Origin of the sequence: Caballeronia sp. GAWG1-5s-s, from assembly GCF_023631445.1 — a bacterium.
Taxonomy (GTDB): Bacteria; Pseudomonadota; Gammaproteobacteria; order Burkholderiales; family Burkholderiaceae; genus Caballeronia.
In genome coordinates this window covers 135,405-155,214 of the sequence record NZ_JALQDC010000028.1, presented here as the reverse complement: position 1 = coordinate 155,214, position 19,810 = coordinate 135,405, and the positions used below count along the sequence as shown (strand labels likewise).

General features: G+C 61.3%; 18 protein-coding genes. 9 read left to right on the top strand and 9 right to left on the bottom strand.

Going from position 1 to position 19,810, the window contains the following annotated elements:
- From NCR34_RS20050 to NCR34_RS20040, 3 genes are read left to right on the top strand one after another with little or no spacing between them, the layout of a single operon-like run.
- Nucleotides 1-693 carry an ABC transporter ATP-binding protein gene (locus tag NCR34_RS20050; RefSeq protein WP_248324347.1) on the top strand — a complete coding sequence of 231 codons (693 nt, stop codon included), beginning with the start codon at nucleotides 1-3 and terminating at the stop codon, nucleotides 691-693.
- Between the two features lie 4 nt (nucleotides 694-697).
- Nucleotides 698-1,852 carry an ABC transporter permease gene (locus tag NCR34_RS20045; protein ID WP_248324346.1) on the top strand — a complete coding sequence of 385 codons (1,155 nt, stop codon included), beginning with the start codon at nucleotides 698-700 and terminating at the stop codon, nucleotides 1,850-1,852.
- A gap of 12 nt (nucleotides 1,853-1,864) precedes the next feature.
- Complete coding sequence (locus tag NCR34_RS20040) at nucleotides 1,865-3,031, top strand: ABC transporter permease (RefSeq protein ID WP_248324345.1); 1,167 nt, start codon at nucleotides 1,865-1,867, stop codon at nucleotides 3,029-3,031.
- On the opposite strand, the gene NCR34_RS20035 is transcribed toward NCR34_RS20040, so the two are convergent.
- Nucleotides 3,028-3,702: a DUF2278 family protein gene (locus NCR34_RS20035; protein ID WP_248324344.1), complete on the bottom strand. Its 675-nt coding sequence runs from the start codon at nucleotides 3,700-3,702 to the stop codon at nucleotides 3,028-3,030. The two genes, NCR34_RS20040 and NCR34_RS20035, sit on opposite strands and share 4 nt — an antisense overlap.
- A 249-nt stretch (nucleotides 3,703-3,951) precedes the next feature.
- On the opposite strand from NCR34_RS20035, the gene NCR34_RS20030 reads away from it, so the two are divergent.
- The gene (locus NCR34_RS20030; RefSeq protein WP_248324343.1) at nucleotides 3,952-6,282 is read left to right on the top strand and encodes a TonB-dependent receptor; all 2,331 of its coding nucleotides are present in this window, start codon (nucleotides 3,952-3,954) and stop codon (nucleotides 6,280-6,282) included.
- 85 nt (nucleotides 6,283-6,367) lie between these two features.
- Entirely contained in the window at nucleotides 6,368-6,667 is a 300-nt protein-coding gene (locus NCR34_RS20025; RefSeq protein ID WP_248324342.1) for a hypothetical protein, read from the top strand.
- 7 nt (nucleotides 6,668-6,674) lie between these two features.
- Here NCR34_RS20025 and NCR34_RS20020 read toward each other — a convergent pair whose 3' ends face one another.
- Genes NCR34_RS20020 through NCR34_RS20000 form a run of 5 tightly spaced genes read right to left on the bottom strand, consistent with a single transcriptional unit; the run spans nucleotide 6,675 to nucleotide 12,789 of the window.
- A complete protein-coding gene (locus NCR34_RS20020; protein WP_248324341.1) occupies nucleotides 6,675-9,152 on the bottom strand; it encodes a glycosyl hydrolase 2 galactose-binding domain-containing protein in 2,478 nt (825 codons plus the stop codon).
- A 58-nt stretch (nucleotides 9,153-9,210) separates the two neighbouring features.
- Entirely contained in the window at nucleotides 9,211-10,203 is a 993-nt protein-coding gene (locus NCR34_RS20015) for a DUF1839 family protein (protein ID WP_248324340.1), read from the bottom strand.
- Nucleotides 10,200-11,273 carry an amino acid--[acyl-carrier-protein] ligase gene (locus NCR34_RS20010; RefSeq protein WP_248324339.1) on the bottom strand — a complete coding sequence of 358 codons (1,074 nt, stop codon included), beginning with the start codon at nucleotides 11,271-11,273 and terminating at the stop codon, nucleotides 10,200-10,202. Before NCR34_RS20010 ends, NCR34_RS20015 begins: the two co-directional genes overlap by 4 nt.
- 2 nt (nucleotides 11,274-11,275) lie before the next feature.
- The gene (locus NCR34_RS20005; RefSeq protein WP_248324338.1) at nucleotides 11,276-12,541 is read right to left on the bottom strand and encodes an acyl-CoA dehydrogenase family protein; all 1,266 of its coding nucleotides are present in this window, start codon (nucleotides 12,539-12,541) and stop codon (nucleotides 11,276-11,278) included.
- On the bottom strand, nucleotides 12,538-12,789 hold the full coding sequence (locus NCR34_RS20000) for an acyl carrier protein (RefSeq protein ID WP_206470911.1): 252 nt from the start codon (nucleotides 12,787-12,789) through the stop codon (nucleotides 12,538-12,540). The genes NCR34_RS20005 and NCR34_RS20000 overlap by 4 nt, the downstream gene beginning before the upstream one ends.
- A gap of 236 nt (nucleotides 12,790-13,025) precedes the next feature.
- Between NCR34_RS20000 and NCR34_RS28370 the strand changes: the two genes are divergently transcribed.
- The gene (locus NCR34_RS28370; RefSeq protein WP_371747499.1) at nucleotides 13,026-13,568 is read left to right on the top strand and encodes a hypothetical protein; all 543 of its coding nucleotides are present in this window, start codon (nucleotides 13,026-13,028) and stop codon (nucleotides 13,566-13,568) included.
- 22 nt (nucleotides 13,569-13,590) lie between these two features.
- Here NCR34_RS28370 and NCR34_RS19990 read toward each other — a convergent pair whose 3' ends face one another.
- On the bottom strand, nucleotides 13,591-14,004 hold the full coding sequence (locus NCR34_RS19990) for a hypothetical protein (protein ID WP_248324337.1): 414 nt from the start codon (nucleotides 14,002-14,004) through the stop codon (nucleotides 13,591-13,593).
- A 462-nt stretch (nucleotides 14,005-14,466) separates the two neighbouring features.
- Between NCR34_RS19990 and NCR34_RS19985 the strand changes: the two genes are divergently transcribed.
- Nucleotides 14,467-15,222 carry a FadR/GntR family transcriptional regulator gene (locus NCR34_RS19985; protein ID WP_248324336.1) on the top strand — a complete coding sequence of 252 codons (756 nt, stop codon included), beginning with the start codon at nucleotides 14,467-14,469 and terminating at the stop codon, nucleotides 15,220-15,222.
- A 134-nt stretch (nucleotides 15,223-15,356) separates the two neighbouring features.
- A complete protein-coding gene (locus NCR34_RS19980; RefSeq protein WP_248324335.1) occupies nucleotides 15,357-15,908 on the top strand; it encodes a hypothetical protein in 552 nt (183 codons plus the stop codon).
- A gap of 18 nt (nucleotides 15,909-15,926) precedes the next feature.
- Here NCR34_RS19980 and NCR34_RS19975 read toward each other — a convergent pair whose 3' ends face one another.
- Together NCR34_RS19975 and NCR34_RS19970 are read right to left on the bottom strand one after the other, a co-directional pair.
- Nucleotides 15,927-17,177 carry a metal-dependent hydrolase family protein gene (locus tag NCR34_RS19975; RefSeq protein WP_248324334.1) on the bottom strand — a complete coding sequence of 417 codons (1,251 nt, stop codon included), beginning with the start codon at nucleotides 17,175-17,177 and terminating at the stop codon, nucleotides 15,927-15,929.
- Nucleotides 17,178-17,210: 33 nt separating this feature from the next.
- Complete coding sequence (locus NCR34_RS19970; RefSeq protein WP_248324333.1) at nucleotides 17,211-18,629, bottom strand: MFS transporter; 1,419 nt, start codon at nucleotides 18,627-18,629, stop codon at nucleotides 17,211-17,213.
- 100 nt (nucleotides 18,630-18,729) lie between these two features.
- Here NCR34_RS19970 and NCR34_RS19965 point away from each other — a divergent pair, with 100 nt between their 5' ends.
- The gene (locus NCR34_RS19965; RefSeq protein ID WP_248324332.1) at nucleotides 18,730-19,725 is read left to right on the top strand and encodes a LysR family transcriptional regulator; all 996 of its coding nucleotides are present in this window, start codon (nucleotides 18,730-18,732) and stop codon (nucleotides 19,723-19,725) included.
- The last annotated feature ends 85 nt before the right edge of the window (nucleotides 19,726-19,810 follow it).

Here is a 19,810-nt window from a genome sequence, read left to right as displayed (position 1 = left end):
GTGAGCACGGCGCCCCTGATTCAGATCAGCCACGTCGCGAAGTCGTACCGGCGCGGCGTGCAAACGGTACCCGTGCTGACCGACATCACCTTGTCCATCACCGAGGGTGACTTTGTCGCGCTGATGGGGCCGTCAGGTTCGGGCAAGAGCACGTTGCTCAATCTCATTGCCGGCATCGACCGGCCGGATAGCGGCGAGTTGCGCGTCGGCGGGCTCGACATTACCCGCTTGCCCGAGGCGGCGCTCGCGGAGTGGCGCGCATCGAATGTCGGCTTCATCTTCCAGTTCTATAACCTGATGCCGGTGCTCTCCGCCTTCGAGAACGTCGAGCTTCCGCTGATGCTCACGCGCCTTTCGCGTGCAGAGCGGCGCGAGCGTGTCGCGATGGTGCTCGACATGGTGAACATGAGCGAGCGCATGAGCCATTATCCGTCGGAGCTATCGGGCGGGCAGCAGCAACGCGTCGCGATCGCGCGTGCGGTCGTGACCGATCCGAAGCTGATCGTCGCTGACGAACCGACCGGTGACCTCGACCGCACGTCCGCGTCCGAAGTGCTGACCATGTTGCAGCGTCTGAACGATCGCCTCGGCAAGACGATCATCATGGTGACGCACGACGCGCATGCGGCGAACGCAGCGAGAAAGCTCGTGCATCTGGAGAAGGGTGAACTCATCGATGCCGAGGCGCGCTGACACAATGTATGCGCTCAAGCTGATTCTTCGCAATGCGACGCGCCATCGATTGCGTACCGCGTTGACTGTCCTCGGCTTGACCATTGCCGTGCTCGCGTATGGTTTGCTCTATACGGTCGTCGATGCATGGTATGCCGGTGCGGCGGCTGCTTCCAACGCGAGGCTCGTCACGCGCAATGCAATATCTCTCGTATTCCCGCTGCCGCTCGCCTATGAGAACCGCATTCGCGGCGTCGAGGGCGTCACGATGGTTGCGCGTTCGAACTGGTTCGGCGGCATCTACCGGGACCCGAAGAATTTCTTTGCGCAGTTCGCCGTATCCGACAACTACCTCGACCTTTACCCAGAGTTCGTCATAACGCCACAAGCGCGCGCCGACTACCGTCGCGATCGCAAAGGCTGTCTCATCGGACGTCAGCTTGCGACGCAATACGGCTTCAAAGTGGGCGATGTCATTCCCCTTAAGGGCACCATCTATCCGGGCACGTGGGACTTCGTTGTGCGCGGCATCATGGAAGGGCGCGACGAATCCACCATTACGCGGCAACTCGTTTTTCACTGGGAATATCTCAACGAAACGATTCGAAAGACCACGAAGCGCAACGTCGATCAGGTGGGCGTCTACGTCGTCGGCATCGACGATCCGGATAAGGGCGCGACGGTTTCGCGTAACATCGATGCGGTTTTCAAAAACTCGCTCGCGGAGACATTGACCGAAACGGAGCAGGCTTTCCAGCTTGGTTTCGTCGCGATGTCGAATCAGATTATCGCGGCGATACGCGTAGTGTCCTATGTAGTTATCCTTATTATCATGGCCGTGATGGCGAACGCCATGGCGATGAGTGCGCGCGAACGTACAGTCGAGTATGCGACGCTCAAGGCGCTCGGGTTCGGACCCGCGTTTCTGTCGGCACTGGTGTTCGGTGAATCGCTCGCGATCTGTGCCATCGGCGGCGGCATCGGCATTCTCGCCACTCCGCCCGCTGCGGTGGTCTTCCAGCATGCAACCGGCGGCGTGTTTCCTGTCTTCAAGGTGTCGCATGAAACCATCTTGTTGCAGGCCGCATGCGCATTCGTGATTGCGCTTTCTGCGGCGATCGTGCCGGCGGTGCAGGCCAGCCGCGTGCGTATCGTCGAAGGCCTGCGGGCGATTGGTTGAGGACATACGGCGATGGCTATTCCTGTCACGTATGTCGCACGCAACTTATGGGCGCGTCGTCTTACGACGCTTCTGACCGCTAGCGGCCTCGCGCTCGTCGTGTTCGTTTTTGCCACCGTGCTCATGCTCGATGCGGGCCTGAAGAAAACGCTCGTCTCGACAGGAGAGCGCGATAACGTGGTGGTGATCCGCAAGGGCGCGGAGACGGAGATACAGAGTTCCGTCGATCGCGCGCAAGCGAACGTGATGGCAATGCATCCGTCGGTCGCAATGAATGGCGATGGTCAGCCTCTGGCATCGAAAGAGACTGTCGTGCTGATCTCTCTCATCAAGCTCGGGGCGAATACGCCTGCCAACGTGGTGATACGCGGCGTTTCGCCAATGGGTCTCGAATTGCGCCCGCAGGTGAAGCTGTCGGCAGGCCGCATGTTCAGGCGTGGATCGTCGGAGATCATAGTCGGCAGCAATATCACGAAGGGCTTCGCTGGTACACGCATCGGCGATCACTTGCGCTTTGCGCAACGGGACTGGACGGTGGTCGGTCATTTCGATGCAGGCGGCAGCGGCTTCGACTCGGAGATTTGGGGCGATGTGGACCAACTCATGCAGTCCTTTCGCCGAACGAGCTACTCGTCGATGGTCGTGCGCCTCGTTCGCAGCGACGCGCTCGAACGCTTCAGGACCGATATCGACACGGACCCGCGCCTCGCGGACGAAGCCAAGCGCGAGCAAGTCTTTTATGGCGATCAGTCGAAGGCTCTGTCGACGTTCATCAACATACTCGGCTTCACTCTCTCCATCATCTTTTCAATTGCAGCGATGATTGGGGCAATGATCACGATGTATGCGTCGGTCGCCAACCGCGTGGCCGAGATTGGAACCCTGCGTGCGCTCGGCTTCAAGCGATTCGACGTGCTGCTCGCGTTCTTGCTGGAGGCGCTGTTGCTCGGCCTCGTAGGCGGCATGGCGGGCCTATGCTGCGCTTCTTTGATGCAGTTCGCCTCCTTCTCCACAACGAACTTTCAGACGTTCTCCGACCTCTCGTTCCGTTTCATGCTCACGCCTTCGGTGGTATTGCAGACTGTCGTCTTCTCGCTCGTCATGGGCATCGTGGGCGGCTTTCTGCCGGCGCTCAGGGCATCGCGAATGGATATCGTCGATGCGTTGAGAGCGCATTAAACGGGCTTAGAGGGATTACCGTTCTCGTCGGTCTCAGTCGCCTGCGTCGCGAACCGTACGAAAAGGGCAAACGTCTCACCGCCTGCGAAACGGATAAACAGCGCTCCGTCACCGTTGATGCGGTTGTCGTCCGCGAATTTGCCTGAGTTGCCCTGCATCATATGAATGTCGTGCACGCCGCGGCCAAGCGAGAAGGCGAGCGGCTCGCGTGTCGCGTAGTCGTCGAACTTGTCACCGACGGCGAGCACCACCGCTTGCTTATCGTTCTTCGCGCGCTGTATCTGTCCGTCGAGAAGGGCGGACATCGTGCTGCCGTTACCATCGGCGGCGATGGGCCTCATTTGATCCAGCGGGAAGAGATGATCGCGTAGATAGTCGAGTCCCTCACCTTGCTTGCCTGTCGCGAGCGGGGTGAAACCGTGCGGTCCCGACATCCGTTCGGATATGCCGAGCTTCGTCTCGTTCGTGTATTGGTTACTGCTGTAGGCGAGCACTTCGCTGCCTTCGACGGAACGGATATTGACCGCAACGCGATACGGAGTCTCCGCCGCGTCGACAAGAATCTCGTAATGCGGTGAATTGCCGTTAGGGTTCTCTTTCCCATCGGTAATGCGTCCGACGAGGGCGCCGTACACATACTTTGATGTTGCGGGGCGGAAGCGTTCGATCATTGCGGTCCTTGCATTGTCGGCTGAGACAGCTCTACTCAAGTCATCGCAGCTCACCAAACCGGCGTACGACGATTCATGTTCGCATGCTGCATCCGTAGACATGCGCACGAAGCCGCGCTGCCGCCTTCGGGAGAGATTCCCGGCGCGATCGGGAAAAAGTCCGGGCGCGCGCACCCTTCGTCATGCGACTCTTTCGAAGTCAGAACAGCTCACGTGTATCTTGACAAAATAATATGACGGGAGACGACGATGAGGAGCAATTCCTGCACCCTTAGGCAGGCGCGTTCGCCTACGCGCCGCGCGAGATATAAGGTGGCAATCGGCGGCGCGCTGGCGAGCATGACTGCGGGGGCATGGGCGCAAGCGGCGAGCGCGCCCGACGCGGCATCCACTGCGAACACGGAATTGCCGACCATCGTGGTCGTCGGAACTACGCCGCTGGTGGGCGTCGGCACTCCGCTGGAAAAGGTGCCTGCTAATGTCCAGACCATCAAGGGCAGTGAATTGCAAGCGCAACATTCGTCCACCACCTCGACCATAACGGACTACATGCAGAGAAACGTGACGAGCGTGGACACCAACGACGCACAAGGCAACGCTTCGCAAACCGACATTCTCTATCGCGGATTCACTGCTTCGCCTTTGCTGGGCACGCCGCAAGGCCTGTCGGTATTTCTCGACGGCGTGCGAGTGAATGAACCGTTCGGCGATGTGGTCAACTGGGACCTGATTCCGCAAGCGGCCATTCAGACGATGCAGATCATCCCGGGCTCGAACCCGACGTTCGGACTCAATACGCTCGGTGGTGCGGTGGCCGTCACGACGAAGAACGGCCGTAGTAATCCTGGGGGAAACATTGATGTAAGCGGCGGATCTTGGGGAAGAAAAGCGGCGCAGATCGAACAGGGCGGTGTCATTGGCCATCACCTCGACTATTACTTCACGGCCAACATCACGAATGACAACGGCTGGGCCGAGCACAATTCGAGCCGCTTGCGTCAGGCATTCGGGAAACTCCGTTACACCGATGGGGATACCACCGTTTCGATGTCGATAGGCGGCGCCGACAATACACTCAACGGATCGCAAACCATCCCCAGATCGTTTCTCGACAACTTTCGCCAGGCGTACACATATCCCGACACGAACGAGAACCAACTCGGCTATATCACGATCAATGCCGAGCACTATCTCTCGCCCAATGTGCAACTGAGTGGAAACGTCTATTACCGGCACTATCGCAACAAGAACACGAGCAGCAATGTCAACGACGCCTATAACCCGGTGACGGCCGGCGGCGATAACGATATCGACCTCGTACAGGCCACCAACCAGCAATCCGTCGTACTGACCGACAGTTATGGCGCGAGCCTCCAACTTACGCTGCTGAACAAGCTATTCGGCAACGACAACCAACTCGTGCTCGGGGCGGCAGGCGACTTCGCCAACACGCACTTCACGCAGGCGACGCAGCCGGCGGAATTCACGGACACTCGCGCGACGCTTGGCACAGGCCCGTTCGTTTCCGCCACGAACGCGAGGACGCGCAACGAGAACTGGGGCATCTATTTCGAGAACACCTTCTCTTTCACCGAGCAATGGTCGATGACGCTGGCGGGACGATACAACTGGTCCAAAGCGACTATCGGCGATGAGAGCGGCGTGCAACCTCTGCTCGACGGAAATCACACGTTCTCGCGTTTCAACCCTGCTATTGGCTTCAATTGGAATCCGACGCCGTGGCTTACTGCGTACGCCACCTATAACGAAGGCATGCGCTCGCCCACTGCCATCGAACTCGCTTGCGCGGACCCGAACGCACCATGCTCTCTACCGAATGACTTCATTGCAGACCCGGACCTCAAGCCGGTGATCTCGCGTACATTCGAAATCGGTGCGCGCGGCCGCATCGGCAACGCGACGAGCTGGAGCGCTGCGGCATACAGCACGACGCTGTCCGATGATATTCAGTTCGTCAGCAGTCAAGGCGCAACGAGCACGCTCGGGTATTTCCAGAACGTGGGCAAGACGCGTCGCCAGGGCTTCGAGCTCGCAGGCCGAACGCAATGGGGGCCACTGGGCGTCGGCGCGAGCTATAGCTATGTCGACGCGACCTATCGTTCGACGTGGGTCGAGCATAGTCCCAGCAACTCGAGCGCCGACGGTAACGGCAACATTACCGTACATTCGGGCGACCGCATTCCCGGCATTCCGTCTAATACCGTGAAGCTTCGTGTCGACTACTCTCCGGTCTCGCAATGGAATGTCGGTAGCAACCTGACTTACCGTAGCAATATTTTTTCGCGCGGGGACGAGAACAATCAGGATGTGAATGGCAGCGTCGCAGGCTACTTCTTGATAGACCTCGACACGACTTATAACGTGACCAAGCAGTTACAGGTCTACGCAACTGTGAAGAACCTTCTGAACAAGCGCTATGCGAGCTTTGCCATTCTCGGAGAGAACGCTTTTAATGGACCTAACCATACATTCAGTGGAACGGATACGACGAATGAACAATTCCTGGGCGTGGGCGCGCCGCGTGGCGTCTGGGTAGGGCTTCGCTACGCATGGAAGTAAGGTGTAACGCGCTTGGTCGCTGCCTAATAGTGGCGGCCGTAGTGAGCCGTGCTATTGTGAGGAGGTCCAAACGTAATCAACCCGCATGCGCAGCCATCTGATCAATGGCGCAGCCAGATCGGCGCTCGATGCGCAGATCCTGGACTTCGTGTCGAAACACGCGACCTGCTTGCCGGGGCGGCGCGCGCGCATGCGAGTCGGAATCAAGAACGAATCAGGGGCGCTCTATCGAATCATTGCAGCGGAAGGCGTGATCGAGATGATTCGTATCGACAAGTTTCTTCTGCGCATGGGGTGCACGGAGGAATTCACAGACTCATTAGATGCATTATATGGCGTTCCTCAACGTGTCGACCAGGAGAAGCCCCGTAAAGCAGCAGAATAGCAACGCCTCACGCTCTATACGACGCACCCGCAGTCCCGTTCAATGCGATGACTTCGCCTTCCGGCTTCGAAGAAACGTCCGGGCGACGCGCGACAAGCGGAACGCGTCGCGTGCTTCCGGGCGCGAGATGAAACCAGTCGACTTCCGCATAGTAGTTTGGATCGTCGACATGGACCCAGCGTGCGAGTCTCGTGCTGCTGATGTCGAGGCACCATCCCGCCGCATGCTTCTCAACGGTCACGCCGAGGCCAGGATCGCGGCGGTCTGCAACGCCGAGATCGGGAAAATGAAAAGCCTCTGACAATACTTCACCTGTGGCGACGTCGCTTAGAACGACATGAGTCGCATCGTGTGCGCGTGGGCCGAAGCGATAGGCATAGGTCGTATCGAAGAACGCACCCAAGAGAGCATTCGAGTTGATTCGCTCGACGCCGCGAGCGGGCAACGTGATCTCGCACGAACCGCCCGCCACTTTGATCGCGCCATCGCGCAGGCAACTCAGCATCACACGGGCGCGAATGTCGTGCGCCGTTTCGTTCACGAGATGAAGATCGAGCCCGTCGAGGCCTTCGTCGGTGACCAGAACTTGCACCGGCTGAAGCACGCGAGCGAGTCCATGCAGAGGACTTTTCGGAACGCCGTGGACATCGATGATTCCCCATCCCGCACCGGGCCGCACGTCCAGAAGATTCCACACGATGCCACCGGCACAGGACGAGCCTTTGCGTCGCCATTCGGAAAAGACTGCGCCCATTACGTCGGCGACGACGGCGCGCGACAACGTTAGATACCGCTCAGGATCTTCATACCGCAAACGCGCCACGTCGACGCCGTAGACGGTGCGCAAGTAGTGCTCACGCACGTCGTCGAAGTCCCAGGCAGCGCCCGGATCGCGCGGCACGCCGGCTTTCCAACGTGGCTCATGCGGCCGCGAGGCGTTCGACGCGAGCCGCAGCGCGGCGTTATCCGGAACATTGGCAAAGGCGAGGCATTCGCTTGCGAAGCGCACTTCAGCACGGCGCGCATCGTCGAACGAGCGCTGATATGCGCCGACGCCGTAGTAGTGCGTGATGCCGCCGCGCGTGCCGAACGGCATCGACGACGTATCGCCGGGCGCGGCGCTCGGAGAGTTCACAACGTATGGCACGTCGGGACGCATTGCTGCGACGATCGAGGGCAATTGCTCAGTGAAGAGCGGTTGCTGATAGGCGTCGAACGGAAGCCCGAGCATGGCGGCTTGCTGATGCACTTCGCTTCCGCCGCATAGTACGGCAAGCGACGCAAAGCGCCGCGTGCGCGCGAGGAACTGCTCGGCTTCCTGCTGCACGGCGCGCTGAAAGCGCTCGTCAGTCGGGTAATCGAAATTGGCGAAGGCAAAGTCTTGCCAGACCAGAATGCCGTATTCGTCGGCAAGCTCGTAAAACGTGTCCGATTCATAAAGCGTGGTGCCGCTCACGCGAATGATATTCAGACCCGCGCGACGACATGCGTCGAAGATCGATGCAAGCTTCTCTCGCGATGCCTCCAGAGCAACGATATCGGCAGATGTCCAGCACGCCCCGCGCGCGAAGACCGGCACACCATTCACGACCAGTTGGAAGCCGGCTTTATCCGCACCCCGGTCCACTTCGATCGTGCGAAAGCCGATCTCGCCCAAAGAGACGACGCCTGCCGATGCGCCGATGAGCTGCACGGCATAGCGTGCAGGTTGTCCGTGAGTATGGGGCCACCATAAGCGCGCTTGTGGCACGCGTACGTGGCCCGTCAACGTGTGCGCATCCTTCCACACCAGCGTAGTCGACGCCTCGCCACATTGCAGGCGCATATCATCCGGTGCTTGCGCGTGAAAGAAGCGCACCGTTACATCGAGGACGCCATCGCCGTGTTCTACACGCGACGCTAGATCGACGCGATCAATCGATTCAGGCGACTCGCCGATCAACTCTATGGGGCGCCAGGGTCCGGCAGGTTGCACTGGCGGACACCATCCCGGCATATGGCCGAGCAGGGTCGTACGTATGTTGCGCAGCGTCGCGGGTTGCGCGAGCCTCGGACGCCACCGAGCTCGCCCGCGTTTCGCCGCAAGTGCAGGCGTAATAGACCTGAAGCAAAGGTGAAGCGTGGTCGTTCCCGTGAATTCGTAGTCGATTTCATGCGTGATGAACATCGAGTCCGACTCCAATAGCTTGCAGTCGTCTATCCAGACTTCGGCTATCGTGGCGAGTCCATTGAAGCGCACGCGTCGTTTTCCTTCGGCGTGCAGCGTCAGACGATACCAATGGTCCGAGAGCGCGAATGGTTGAGCGAGTGCTTCGTCGTCCACGCCTGCTGCGCGATGCGCGGAAGCAACCGTGCCGGGCACTTGCGCATCGAGCCACTTGATGCAGGCGTCGAGCGCCATGGGAGTCGCATATGCGCCGGCAGGCGTGCTGGCGCATTGCCACCCTGCGTCCAGGCGGCGAGGCGCGAGCGGGGAGCCATTCATATCACAACCTTCGGGGATGAATGAGAATCCTGTGCCGCGTCGAGGCGCGGCACAGGTTCTAAAGAAGAAGCAAGGCGAGCGGCTCGATGACCTTTTCGTACGCCGCTTCGAGTGAGTCGAGGCAGTCGTTGCATGAGTCCGGACGCGAACGCATACGTGCCCGCGCAAGCCGGAACTGCATGACCATCGCTTCGCTGGCAATCGCCTGTGCGTTGCTCCGAATGTCCTCTGGCACAGTGACGCCGTTCGCACTCAGCCAGGTCAGATATTTCGATAGCAATTCGAAATTCGAACCTAGCTGACGCATGACGTTGAACGTGTACAGATGGTAATAGGCGACGTCGCGTTCGAGGAGTCTCTGCAAATGCTGGGGGAATTCAGTGCGCCATTGCGTGATGGGATTCACGCCCGGCCGATCTACGAGACGCAGCTTGAGTAGTTCAAGCGAACGTTGCACCAATGCTCGACCCTGGAGCGGCGCCCTGGCGCGCTTGACGAATTCGACGTATGGAAATAACGCAAGCACATCGCTCGCGAGATTTGGCATCAATCGAAAGACGCCGTCATAGTCCTCGCCCGATAGCGCGAAATAGCCTGCGTTATGGAAATACGTGAGGCGTTTTGCTTGAGCGTCGATCGAGTCGATTGCGATGGTCGTCTTCGAGTGCGTCTGACGATAAGCGGTGGCGCGCGTATCGGGCAGATAATGCGCGTCCACTTCGGCGACCACTACATGCCCGCGTTTCGTCTGCTCGCAGACGTGTGCTTCGAGCGTATCGTAGATGGCGAGCTCTTGCGCTTGCAGGCCGTAAAGCCTGCCGATATCGTCGAGAGAGAACTTGGGAAACGTGAACTGGTCTCCCTCGAACGCTTGCGTCACCGTGAAGCCGAGCGCAGCATGCGGATCACAGCCGAAGTGATGCAGTAGCTCGATCCACAAATCGACATAGCAATTGGTTTCGAGCCAGACGCGCTCGCCGCGATGCAATGCATGGCGGCTTGCTTCGTCGTCCGCGCCAGTCAACGCTTCTGCAGGCGAGCGCGCGTTCATGCGTCTTGACCCATGTTGGCAAGGCCATTGGAGATGATCGGCGCTGCATCGCCCCAAAGCAACTCACGCACGGGCGCAGGCCACGCCTTGACATCGAGACCGTGATGGCGGAACAGGGCCAGCGTCGTGCGCTCCATGCCGAAGCCGACGCATGCCGTATGCGCGACGGCGTCGTCTGCCTGGCGAATGTTCCAGAGCTCGCCGAAGTGTTCCATGTGATAGTTGAACGACAGGCATGCGGTTGGACGATCGGGCGTCGCGACCGGAACGAGCAGTTCGAACTTCAATTGCTGCGCGCGCTGGCTATCCGCGACGATCTTGCCGCCGCGCCCGAAGAAAGGATCGTTGGCGAGATCGATTTCAAAGGGCAACTGCAAGAGATTCACGAGCAGCGAGCCGCGTTCGATCCACTTCTGGCGGAACGCCATCACCTGTTCGGGACTGCCGACGCGAATATATTCACGCATGCGGAACATCTGCATGCGGCCCGGATCGATGGACGGCTCATGACGGAAGCAGTAGGAGAATGCGTCGAACGTTGCGCCGTCCTCTGCGAGGTTTCCGCGTTTGGCAACGAGCGGATAGATCGGATAGCAGGCGGCCGGAGTAAGTACGAGGCGAGTGGGTTTTTGCTGGTCCATCCATTCGTCGGAGCGTTCTTCCTCTTCGCCGATATGAACGATCTTTTCGAGCGCTTCCAGCAGGCGATGATGCCCGCGATCACTGCCCTGGAACGAATGAATCGTACCGGCGAGATTCGGAAAGCTCTTCAGATACTCGCTGTCTTCGAAGTCGCGGCGGCGCATGGCGGGCGGAAAACGCAGCACTTCTGCGTGCTGGTCCGCGCCCAGCAACGTAATGGCCTGATTCAGGCGTTCGACGATATCTTCAAAAATCGCACTGCGGCCATAGAGTCCGTCTTCGCCAGTATCGATAAGAATGCCCGCTTCGATCAGGCGGTCCCGCAACGTGACGTCCGACTTGTCGTAGTGTGTTTGCGTCGCGTTCGATTGTGTTTGCGCGGTTGCTTCAGCCGGCACCAGCGCGGCTTGTTCCGTCGGCATGTTCATGGTTACAGGTCCCCGGTTGCGGCGCGCTGCGCGAGCAGCAGATTCGCCGTGTTCAATTCAATGCGGTCGTTGCTGATCATGAGCGGCGCGGAATGCAGGTCGCGCAAATGCCGCCCCACGCTGAAAGGCGTGTCGTTTTTATAGCCGGCCATTCCACAGATCATCAGCGTCTCTTGCACTACATGCACAGCCGATTGTGAAATCGAGAGCTTGAGCATGTTGAGGTCCGATGCAAGACCGATGGATGCGGTGAGCGGCGCATCGATGTCGTCTGCATGGCTTGCCTGACGTATCACGCGTTGACGCTGCGACGCTTCGACCGCCGCGAGCGATTCACGCAGGCGCGCCTGCATCATGCGAATGAGCGTGACGGCCTGTGCGAGCCGCGACGCCGACGGCGGCAAGGCGCCCGGCTTGCCACGCGCCTGATTGCGAAAGAATTGATGCGCGCGATTCACTGCATCCGCTGCAATGCCGATCCATACTGACGACCACAGCGTATGCGATACGGGCAGCATGCTTTCGTCGGCGATCTTCGAAAACGGTACTGGGAGAATCTGCTCTGCAGTCCCGCTTGCGACGAGGCGATGGCCTTCGCTGCATGTGCCGCGCATGCCGAGCGTGTCCCATGTGCCGCGCTGTTCGAGCGTACACGTCTCGCGCGGCGCGACAATCAATACCTGATCAGAGGGCGGGGCATCGGGATGACGGCGTGCGGTAACGAGAATGCAGTCGGCGTACTTGCCATATGAGATCGTCGGCGCGAGCTTCTCGATCGTGAACGCGCCATCGACGAGATCGACCGCGCACGCGCTCGTTCGCATGTTGCCGCCGATCGTCTCCTCGGAGGTCGCGGAGGCGAGCAGCAATTGCTCGCTCACCATGCGCGTGAGGAAATCGCGCTGCCATTGCACATTCGCGCCGTGATCGACGATACAGATCACCTGGCTCTGATGCATCGCATAGATCATGGCGGCGGACGCGCAGCCTTGCGCGATCGTTTCGCACAGGCGAGCGACGCCTGAAAGCGAGAGGCCGTCGCCACCATGAATCACGGGCACCATGGCGGAGAAAAGCCGTTCGTCACGCATCGCGGCGACGGCCTCTGCGGGAAAGCGCGCTTCTTTGTCGACGGCGCTCGCGTGTGTCGCCGCAATCGCGGCGACGCGACGCGCGGCTTCGAGCAACTCAGTCTCGCTACGGGCGCCTGCGCTGCGATCGAGTTCGGCCAATTGCGACGCTTCGGCTTCCTGCGCGGCGGCGTTCATGCTGCCGCCTGCTGACGACGAAGTTCCTCCACGGCGGCCGCGAGCGAATCCACGCTGGAAAAGAGCCGGCGCGTAAGCATGTGGTCCGGGATTTCGACGCCGAACTCATCTTCGATCGCAAGCATCACGTGAACCGTGGCAAGCGAAGAAAGACCGGCGGCATAAAGATCGTCGCTGTCGGAAAGAGTATCGATGGGCACGTCGAGGCGTGCGGATTCGGAAAGGATGCGGCGCAATTCAGTTTTCATTATGTCTGGTCCCTTGTACCTGGCCAACGGTGCGACCGGCCAGTTAGGCGCTCAAGGGCATTCCCCTCAACGAACGCCATTTACGTTATTCAAACCGGGGCGTACGGGCGGCGGTGTATTCGCTCAGTGAACGACATTCGATCCACTGAACCCTCGCACTCGCCATCGAGGTTGTTTGATCGTATTTAACGGATTCCGCGGGGTGTACGTCCGTGCGATGGCGCACGGTGCCTTCGATGAGCGATGTCTTCGTCCTTGCGAAAGCGCTGTCTGTAATCAAACAGAAAGTCAGCGGTCCAAAGGGCGTTAATCGGCAGCATGCTTTGCATACGGACGAGGGGAACGAGCACGAAACCTGCTGTAAGTCTCTCGGCGGTTCGGACGGCGGCTCGTCGGCGAGCGAATTCGAGCTCGCCACCGGCTCAGTCTTCTATCGCGAATTGCATACTGTGTGCTGCGTGCCGCATAAAGAATGCAAAGAATCGACAGAGCAGGCGCGTGACAATCAACCTCGACAAACGGAGCAAACGATGAGAACGAGCAGACTGGCAGGGCTGATCGCGTTGGCGGCCAGCATAGCGCTGGCCTCGGGCAGCGCGATGGCGCAGGCGGGCGGCAATGGCAACGGCGGCTCGGGCGGCGGCAACGCGCACGGGGCGGCGACCGCCGGGCCGACGGTGGGCGGAGACAATACGTCCGCACCGGGAAGCACGCACAAGGGCGGCTTCCATTTCAAGCACAAGAAGAAGGCGAAACCTGCGGATACGACGCCGCAGTAGCCGCCGCATCGAGCGCGGCGGGTCAGACCGCCGCGCTTTCGGCGTCGATATCGTCGGTGCCGAGACGCGAGAAGATGTCGCACACGGCACGCATCTCCGCTTCGTCACGAATGCTGACGATGACTCGCGTCACCGTGCCGAGGCTTTCAGCGTGGCCGGCCGCATCGCGATCACGAAAGTCCGGAAGAATATCGGCGGATGGCGATTCAGCGCCGATCGCGTCGTATTCGAAATACGGCGCATAACCGGCATGTTCGGCGGTGATCCACTGCGTGGGCGAACTGGCGCTGAGCGCGATCGACATCTGGATTTCCGCGAGGGGCTCCACGCAGGCCACGCGGATACGGTCGCCCGCAATGCCTTCAGCGCGCAGGTCTTCCAATGCTTCGTCCAGCTTGCGCGGGCCGCAGAACGCCCCGGTTACTTCACGCATCATTGCTCGTCTCCTTGCCGTCCCGTATTGCTGATGCATCGCCCGCCAGTTCGTACGAGGGGATGCGGACTTCCGGCCACCCGCGATCGCGCTAGTTCGCGCCTGAATGTTGAATGCAATACGCCGCGGCGGCCGAAATCCGCATCCTTCGATAGCTCGCGCGTGCGCGGAAGATGGCGAATCCAACGGATGCGGACATGGGATTCACGAGCCCCGAGAGGAAGCAAACAAAAGATGTGCGGTAGGGTCGGGAGCACATGGCGTTCACTTCATGCAGTACGTGAACTCTACGCCCCAACTTTCGGCATTTCAATGCGTAGTTTCAAACATCCATTACCGTCGTAACGATTGCACTTTGCATACAAGCGGCGCGTCGGACGGCGCATGGCTGGTGTGCAATAGTCATCGTACAAGCGGGTCTGCGCCCTATAATGGGCCATTGGCCTTTCTACGACCGGTTCACTCATGTCTCCTGCACTCGCGCCTGGCGCGCTTCGCCGTTCCCGCAATCTGACCGAGGAGGTCGTCGCCGAACTGTCCGAGCGGATTCGCAGCGGGACGCTTCAGCCCGGCGACAAGCTGCCCACTGAATCCGAGATCATGGCGCAGCTCGGCGTGAGCCGTACCGTCGTGCGCGAATCGATTTCGCGGCTGCAGGCGGCGCGGCTCGTGCAGACGCGGCATGGCATCGGTACCTTCGTGCTGGAGGCGGGCGACCACGACCGATTCCAGATCGAAGCCGCCGGCGACCTGACGATCCGCGACGTGATGGCGATCCTCGAACTGCGCATCAGTCTCGAAGCGGAGGCCGCGGGGTTGGCGGCGATGCGCCGCACCGACGAGAACCTCGCGCAGATGCGTCGCGCGCTGGATGAGTTCGAACGGCACATCGCTTCCCGCACGGAAAACGCGGTTGCAGCGGACGTCGCATTCCATCTCGAACTGGCGAAGGCAACCGGCAACCGCTACTTCCACAGCATCCTGAGCCAGCTCGGCAATACGATCATTCCGCGCACGCGAGTGAATTCGGCCGCGCTCGCGCACAATGATCCGGGCAGTTACCTCGACCGCGTGAATCGGGAGCACGAGGATATCTACGATGCCATCGAGCGTCGCGATCCGGAGGCGGCGCGCGCCGCGATGCGCATGCACCTCTCGAACAGCCGCGAGCGGCTGCGGCGCGCGCAAGAGGCGTCGGCGAAGACTTCAGACGCAGGCTGACACCGATACTCCGGCTTTCCTGTCTGTAAGGCGAGGCTCTTGCTGTGCGCGTTTTGCATGCTGCGTGCCGCATGCATGCGTCTGCATGCAAAACGCAAAGCATCGACCGAACCCTATCGAAAGGAGAAGCACGGATGCACTGGATCGACCCTGACTGTTTGCCGCAAACACGCGGCACGGTCACGCGATTTCTGCTCAATCCCCACGGCGAGCTGGACGGATTCGTTCTGGACGACTCGCGGCAAGTTCATTTCCCGCCGCATCTGTCGAAGCAATTGGCGCGCAACGTGAAGATCGGCGATGCCGTCACCGTGCGCGGCATCAAGCCGCGTGGCGCGGACATGATCGCGGCCGTCGCCGTCATGACGAAGGCGGGCCGCACTATCCTCGACGAAGGCCCGGACTCGGACGGCAAGCATCATCCGCCCGAAGTCGAAATGCGCCAGATGGAAGCGTCGGGCGAAGTGCTGCTCTCGCTCCACGGTCCGAAAGGCGAGCTGCGCGGCGCCCTGCTCGACGATGGCACGTCGCTGCGCATGCCGCCGCACGCGGCCGAGGCGCTGTCGGACTATCTGACGCCGGGCGCCCACGTGCATGCGTGGGGATATGGCGTGAAGAACCGGCTCGGCCGGACCATCGAAGTCGACGAGATCGCTCATCTCGTCGACGAAGACGCCGGGAAATAAGCGCCTGGGCGCGAGGCGTCAGCGCGCTTCGAGTTCGTCGAACTGGATCTCGCCACCCTTCATGACCAACGGTATGCGCTCGCCCTGTCCCAGCATGCAGGAAATGTCTTCGAGCGGGTTGCCGTCGATCACGATCATGTCTGCCCACGCGCCGGGCGCGATGCAGCCGAGCTTCCCGGGCAGGCCGAGCACTTCGGCGGCCGTCGTCGTGGCGGCCGCGAGCGCCGCCGCATTGCCGAGCACGTCGGATCGAATGCGAAATTCATCGCTTTGCAGCCGCTGCGAAGGTCCGAGCAAGTCCGAGCCGAACCCCATCTTCACGCCTGCCTCGCGATAGATTTCGAGCGATCGCAGACCCGCCTCGCGCACATCCTCGATCTTCGCGACGCTTTCCTCGCCGAGTCCGTACTGCGCGCCCTCTGACGCCAACGCTTCGTAGGTCACGAGCGTCGGCACCACGTAGGCGCCGTGTTCGGCCATCAGCTTCGCGGTGGGCGCATCGATCAGGTTGCCGTGCTCGATCGTGCGCACGCCCCAGCGCACGACTCGCGCGATGGCATCCGCCGTGTACGCGTGCGCCATCACATACGTATTGCGGGCGCGCGCTTCCTCGACGATGGCGCGCACTTCATCCTCCGCATAGCCGTATGCGCCGACAGGATCGGTAGGCGATGCCACGCCGCCCGACGCCATGATCTTCAGATGATCGGCGCCCATCTGCAATTCCTCGCGCGCCGCGCGGCGCACCTCGTCCACGCCGTCCGCGACGCGCGCGAGCGCGCCCACGCGCACGCAGCATCCGCACGGCGCGCTGTCGCCCATGTAGTCGGACCGGGCGCGCATATCGCCGTGGCCGCCGGTCTGGCTGAGCGCGCGTCCGGCGACGAACAAGCGCGGGCCCACGGCCAGACCGCTTTCGACCGCGAGCTTGTGCGGGTGGCCCGCGCCGCCGGCATCGCGCACGGTGGTAAAGCCGCGCCGCAACATGCCGCGCATGATCGGCACCGAGCGCAGCGTGACGAGCACATTGGGCATATGCACCTGTTGCGACAGATTTAATTGCACGGCCACGACATGCACGTGCAGGTCGATGAGCCCCGGCATGAGCGTCTTGCCCTTGAGATCGATGACGCGCGACGACGCGCTCTTCAGCGGCTTGTCCGATATCTCCTTGACGACGCCGTTCTCGACGAGGACATGATGCCCGTCGAGCACTTCGGCTCGCGCGGGATCGAGCAGGGCGGCGTTCTGGAAAAGGATGCTTTGCACGGGTGAGTCTCCGGGGAAAACTTGCATTCGGCGTTATGTATTCAACTCTACGTATTCAATACTTGGCGGCGTGCGTGACGGATGCACGTCTTCCGCCTCGCCCGCTGCGATGTCTTCGAGCGAGCGTCCTCGCGTCGGCACGCCCATCACCACGACCGCCAGCGCGCCGAGCAGCAGCACGACGGTCGTCGCGCCGAACACGCCCGCAAAGCCGGAGATGGGATACAGATAGCCGACCAGAATCGGCGAGACGATTGCGCCGATCCGGCCGATGGCCGACGCCGTGCCCGCGCCGGTCGTCCGCACGGCGGTCGGAAAGACTTCGGCCGTGTATGCATAGACGCCGGCATACGTGCCGTTCATGAAGAACGACAGGCAGATGCCCGCCAGCATGATCTCGCCGTTGGTGCTCGCGAACGCCATGCCGAGCGCGCAGGCGCCGCCGCACAGCATGTACGAGGCGATCGTCGCTTGCCGGCCGATGCGTTCGTTCAACCATGCCGCCGTGAAGTAGCCCGGCACTTGCGCGACGTACATCGCGAGCGAATAACCGAAGCTGCGCGTGATGCTCATGCCGTGCTGCACCAGCAGGCCGGGAATCCATGTGAAGAACGCGTAATAGCTGAACGTGATGGAGAGCCACATCAGCCAGGTCATGACGGTGATGCGCGCCTGCCGTCCTGCCCACAGCGCGCGGAAGTTCGCGACGAGCGCGCCGGTGGGCGCGGGCGGCGCGCCGGTCGGACCGACGGCTGCGGCGGCGGGCAGCGCGATGCCTTGCCGCGCGAAATCTGCTTCGATGTCGGCGAGCACGCGGTCGGCGTCGTCGTGACGCTTGCGGCTTTCGAGCCAGCGCGGCGACTCGGGCAGCGAGCGGCGCCACCACAAGAGCATGACCACGGGAAGCGCCGTGATGAAGAGCACGGTGCGCCAGCCCGAGGGAAACGCCGGAACGACGAAATAGCCTAGCAGCGCGGCCGCGACGAAGCCGAACGAAAAGAAGCCGGCGAGCGCGCCCGTGAAGACACCGCGATAGCGTTTCGCGACGAACTCCGCGAGATACGGCGCGATGATCGCGCTTTCCGCGCCCGTGCCCATGCCAGCGACGATGCGCGAGGCGAGGAACGTGGGCCACGAATCGGTCATCGCGCTGACGACCGACGCGACGCTGTAAAGCAGCAGTGCATACATCATCACCTTGCGCCGGCCGATCAGATCGCCGAGCGTGCCGGCGAACAGCGCGCCGAAGAAGTAGCCGATGAAGTTGCCGCTGCCGAGTACGCCCGTCTGCACGCTGGTCAGCGCCCAGTCGTGCCGCAGCACCGGGAGGACGAACGCGACCGCTGCGGCGTCCATGGCATCGAAGGCATAGCCGAAGCCGCCCATCATCAGAAGGCGCCAATGAAAGCGTCCGAAAGGAAGACGTTCGATGCGCGCGGATACATTCGACACAGGGTTCTCCAGGCAGGCGACGATCCGCTCATTCTATGGCGCGTGCATCTTCAACCATATTTATAATCGTGATCCTGTCCATTGACGAGCTGAATGGTTCATGAGCTTCCGTACGCTTGACCTGAACTTGCTGAAAGTATTCGAAGCGTTGATGACCGAAGGGGCGGTCACGCGCGCAGCCACCAAGCTGTCGCTCACGCAGCCGGCCGTCAGCAACGCGCTCGGCCGCTTGCGCGAGGCCTTTGGCGACCCGCTATTCGTGCGCCACGGCGCGGGCGTCGCGCCGACTCAGCGCGCGATGGCCTTGTGGGGGCCGATTGGGGAGTCGCTCGCCCGCATCCGCGGCGCGCTCGACGAGCAGACCTTCCTTCCATCGCTCGCCGACGTGAACTTCAGCCTGTCGATGTCCGACTACGTCGCGGGCATCGTCATGCCGCAACTCATCACGCGCTTCGGCAAGACTGCGCCCGGCGTGCGCTTTCATACGGTGCCGAACATCCTGCTCGATGCGCCCGCGCTGCTGGAGGGCAATCGCGTGGATTATCTGATCGGCGTCTATGTGAACGAAACGCTGCCGCCGGCGCATATCCGTTCGCGGTCGTTATGGACCGTGGATTATGGATGCATCATGCGGCGTGATCACCCGCTCGCCGAAGCGGGCAAACTGACGACGCGACGCTTCCTGAACGCGCGTCACGTCGATGTCAGCCTCGCGGGGCAGACGCAGCCTACGTTCGATACCTTTCTCGCGTCACGTGGACTCCGGCGCAACCTCGTCGCGACGGTGAACCATTACACCGTGGCGTGCGACATGATCCGCGCGAGCGATCTGATCGGCGTACTGCCGAGCGATCTGTGCGAACGGGCGGCGGCAAGCGGCGAACTAATCAGCGTGCGCGCGCCGCTGGAGGCGCCGGATCGCGTCATCAGCCTCTTCTGGCATCAGCGCAACGAAACACTGCCGGCGCACCGTTGGCTGCGCGAGCAACTGGTCGATATGTTTGCCGCGCCGCAACTGGCGGCGCCCGCAAGCGGCGGACGGCGCAAGACATCGGCGAGACGAAACGGGCGGACTTCCGCACGCCCGGTTGTCTGATGTCTTCGGTCTTTTGCATGCATTGTTCATTATTGCCAGCCAGTCAATTCGTTTCCGGCCGCTTTATCGTCATGCGCGAGATGTC

Bases quoted from the DNA above. Each gene is read 5' to 3' on its own strand.
- NCR34_RS28370 (WP_371747499.1), top strand. From the start codon at position 13,026: ATGAGCGATGTCTTCGTCCTTGCGAAAGCGCTGTCTGTAATCAAACAG.
- NCR34_RS20045 (WP_248324346.1), top strand. From the start codon at position 698: ATGTATGCGCTCAAGCTGATTCTTCGCAATGCGACGCGCCATCGATTG.
- NCR34_RS20040 (WP_248324345.1), top strand. From the start codon at position 1,865: ATGGCTATTCCTGTCACGTATGTCGCACGCAACTTATGGGCGCGTCGT.
- NCR34_RS20010 (WP_248324339.1), bottom strand. From the start codon at position 11,273: ATGAACATGCCGACGGAACAAGCCGCGCTGGTGCCGGCTGAAGCAACC.
- NCR34_RS19985 (WP_248324336.1), top strand. From the start codon at position 14,467: ATGTCTCCTGCACTCGCGCCTGGCGCGCTTCGCCGTTCCCGCAATCTG.
- NCR34_RS20030 (WP_248324343.1), top strand. From the start codon at position 3,952: ATGAGGAGCAATTCCTGCACCCTTAGGCAGGCGCGTTCGCCTACGCGC.
- NCR34_RS20025 (WP_248324342.1), top strand. From the start codon at position 6,368: ATGCGCAGCCATCTGATCAATGGCGCAGCCAGATCGGCGCTCGATGCG.
- NCR34_RS20000 (WP_206470911.1), bottom strand. From the start codon at position 12,789: ATGAAAACTGAATTGCGCCGCATCCTTTCCGAATCCGCACGCCTCGAC.
- NCR34_RS19965 (WP_248324332.1), top strand. From the start codon at position 18,730: ATGAGCTTCCGTACGCTTGACCTGAACTTGCTGAAAGTATTCGAAGCG.
- NCR34_RS20005 (WP_248324338.1), bottom strand. From the start codon at position 12,541: ATGAACGCCGCCGCGCAGGAAGCCGAAGCGTCGCAATTGGCCGAACTC.
- NCR34_RS19990 (WP_248324337.1), bottom strand. From the start codon at position 14,004: ATGATGCGTGAAGTAACCGGGGCGTTCTGCGGCCCGCGCAAGCTGGAC.
- NCR34_RS19980 (WP_248324335.1), top strand. From the start codon at position 15,357: ATGCACTGGATCGACCCTGACTGTTTGCCGCAAACACGCGGCACGGTC.
- NCR34_RS20015 (WP_248324340.1), bottom strand. From the start codon at position 10,203: ATGAACGCGCGCTCGCCTGCAGAAGCGTTGACTGGCGCGGACGACGAA.
- NCR34_RS20020 (WP_248324341.1), bottom strand. From the start codon at position 9,152: ATGAATGGCTCCCCGCTCGCGCCTCGCCGCCTGGACGCAGGGTGGCAA.
- NCR34_RS20035 (WP_248324344.1), bottom strand. From the start codon at position 3,702: ATGATCGAACGCTTCCGCCCCGCAACATCAAAGTATGTGTACGGCGCC.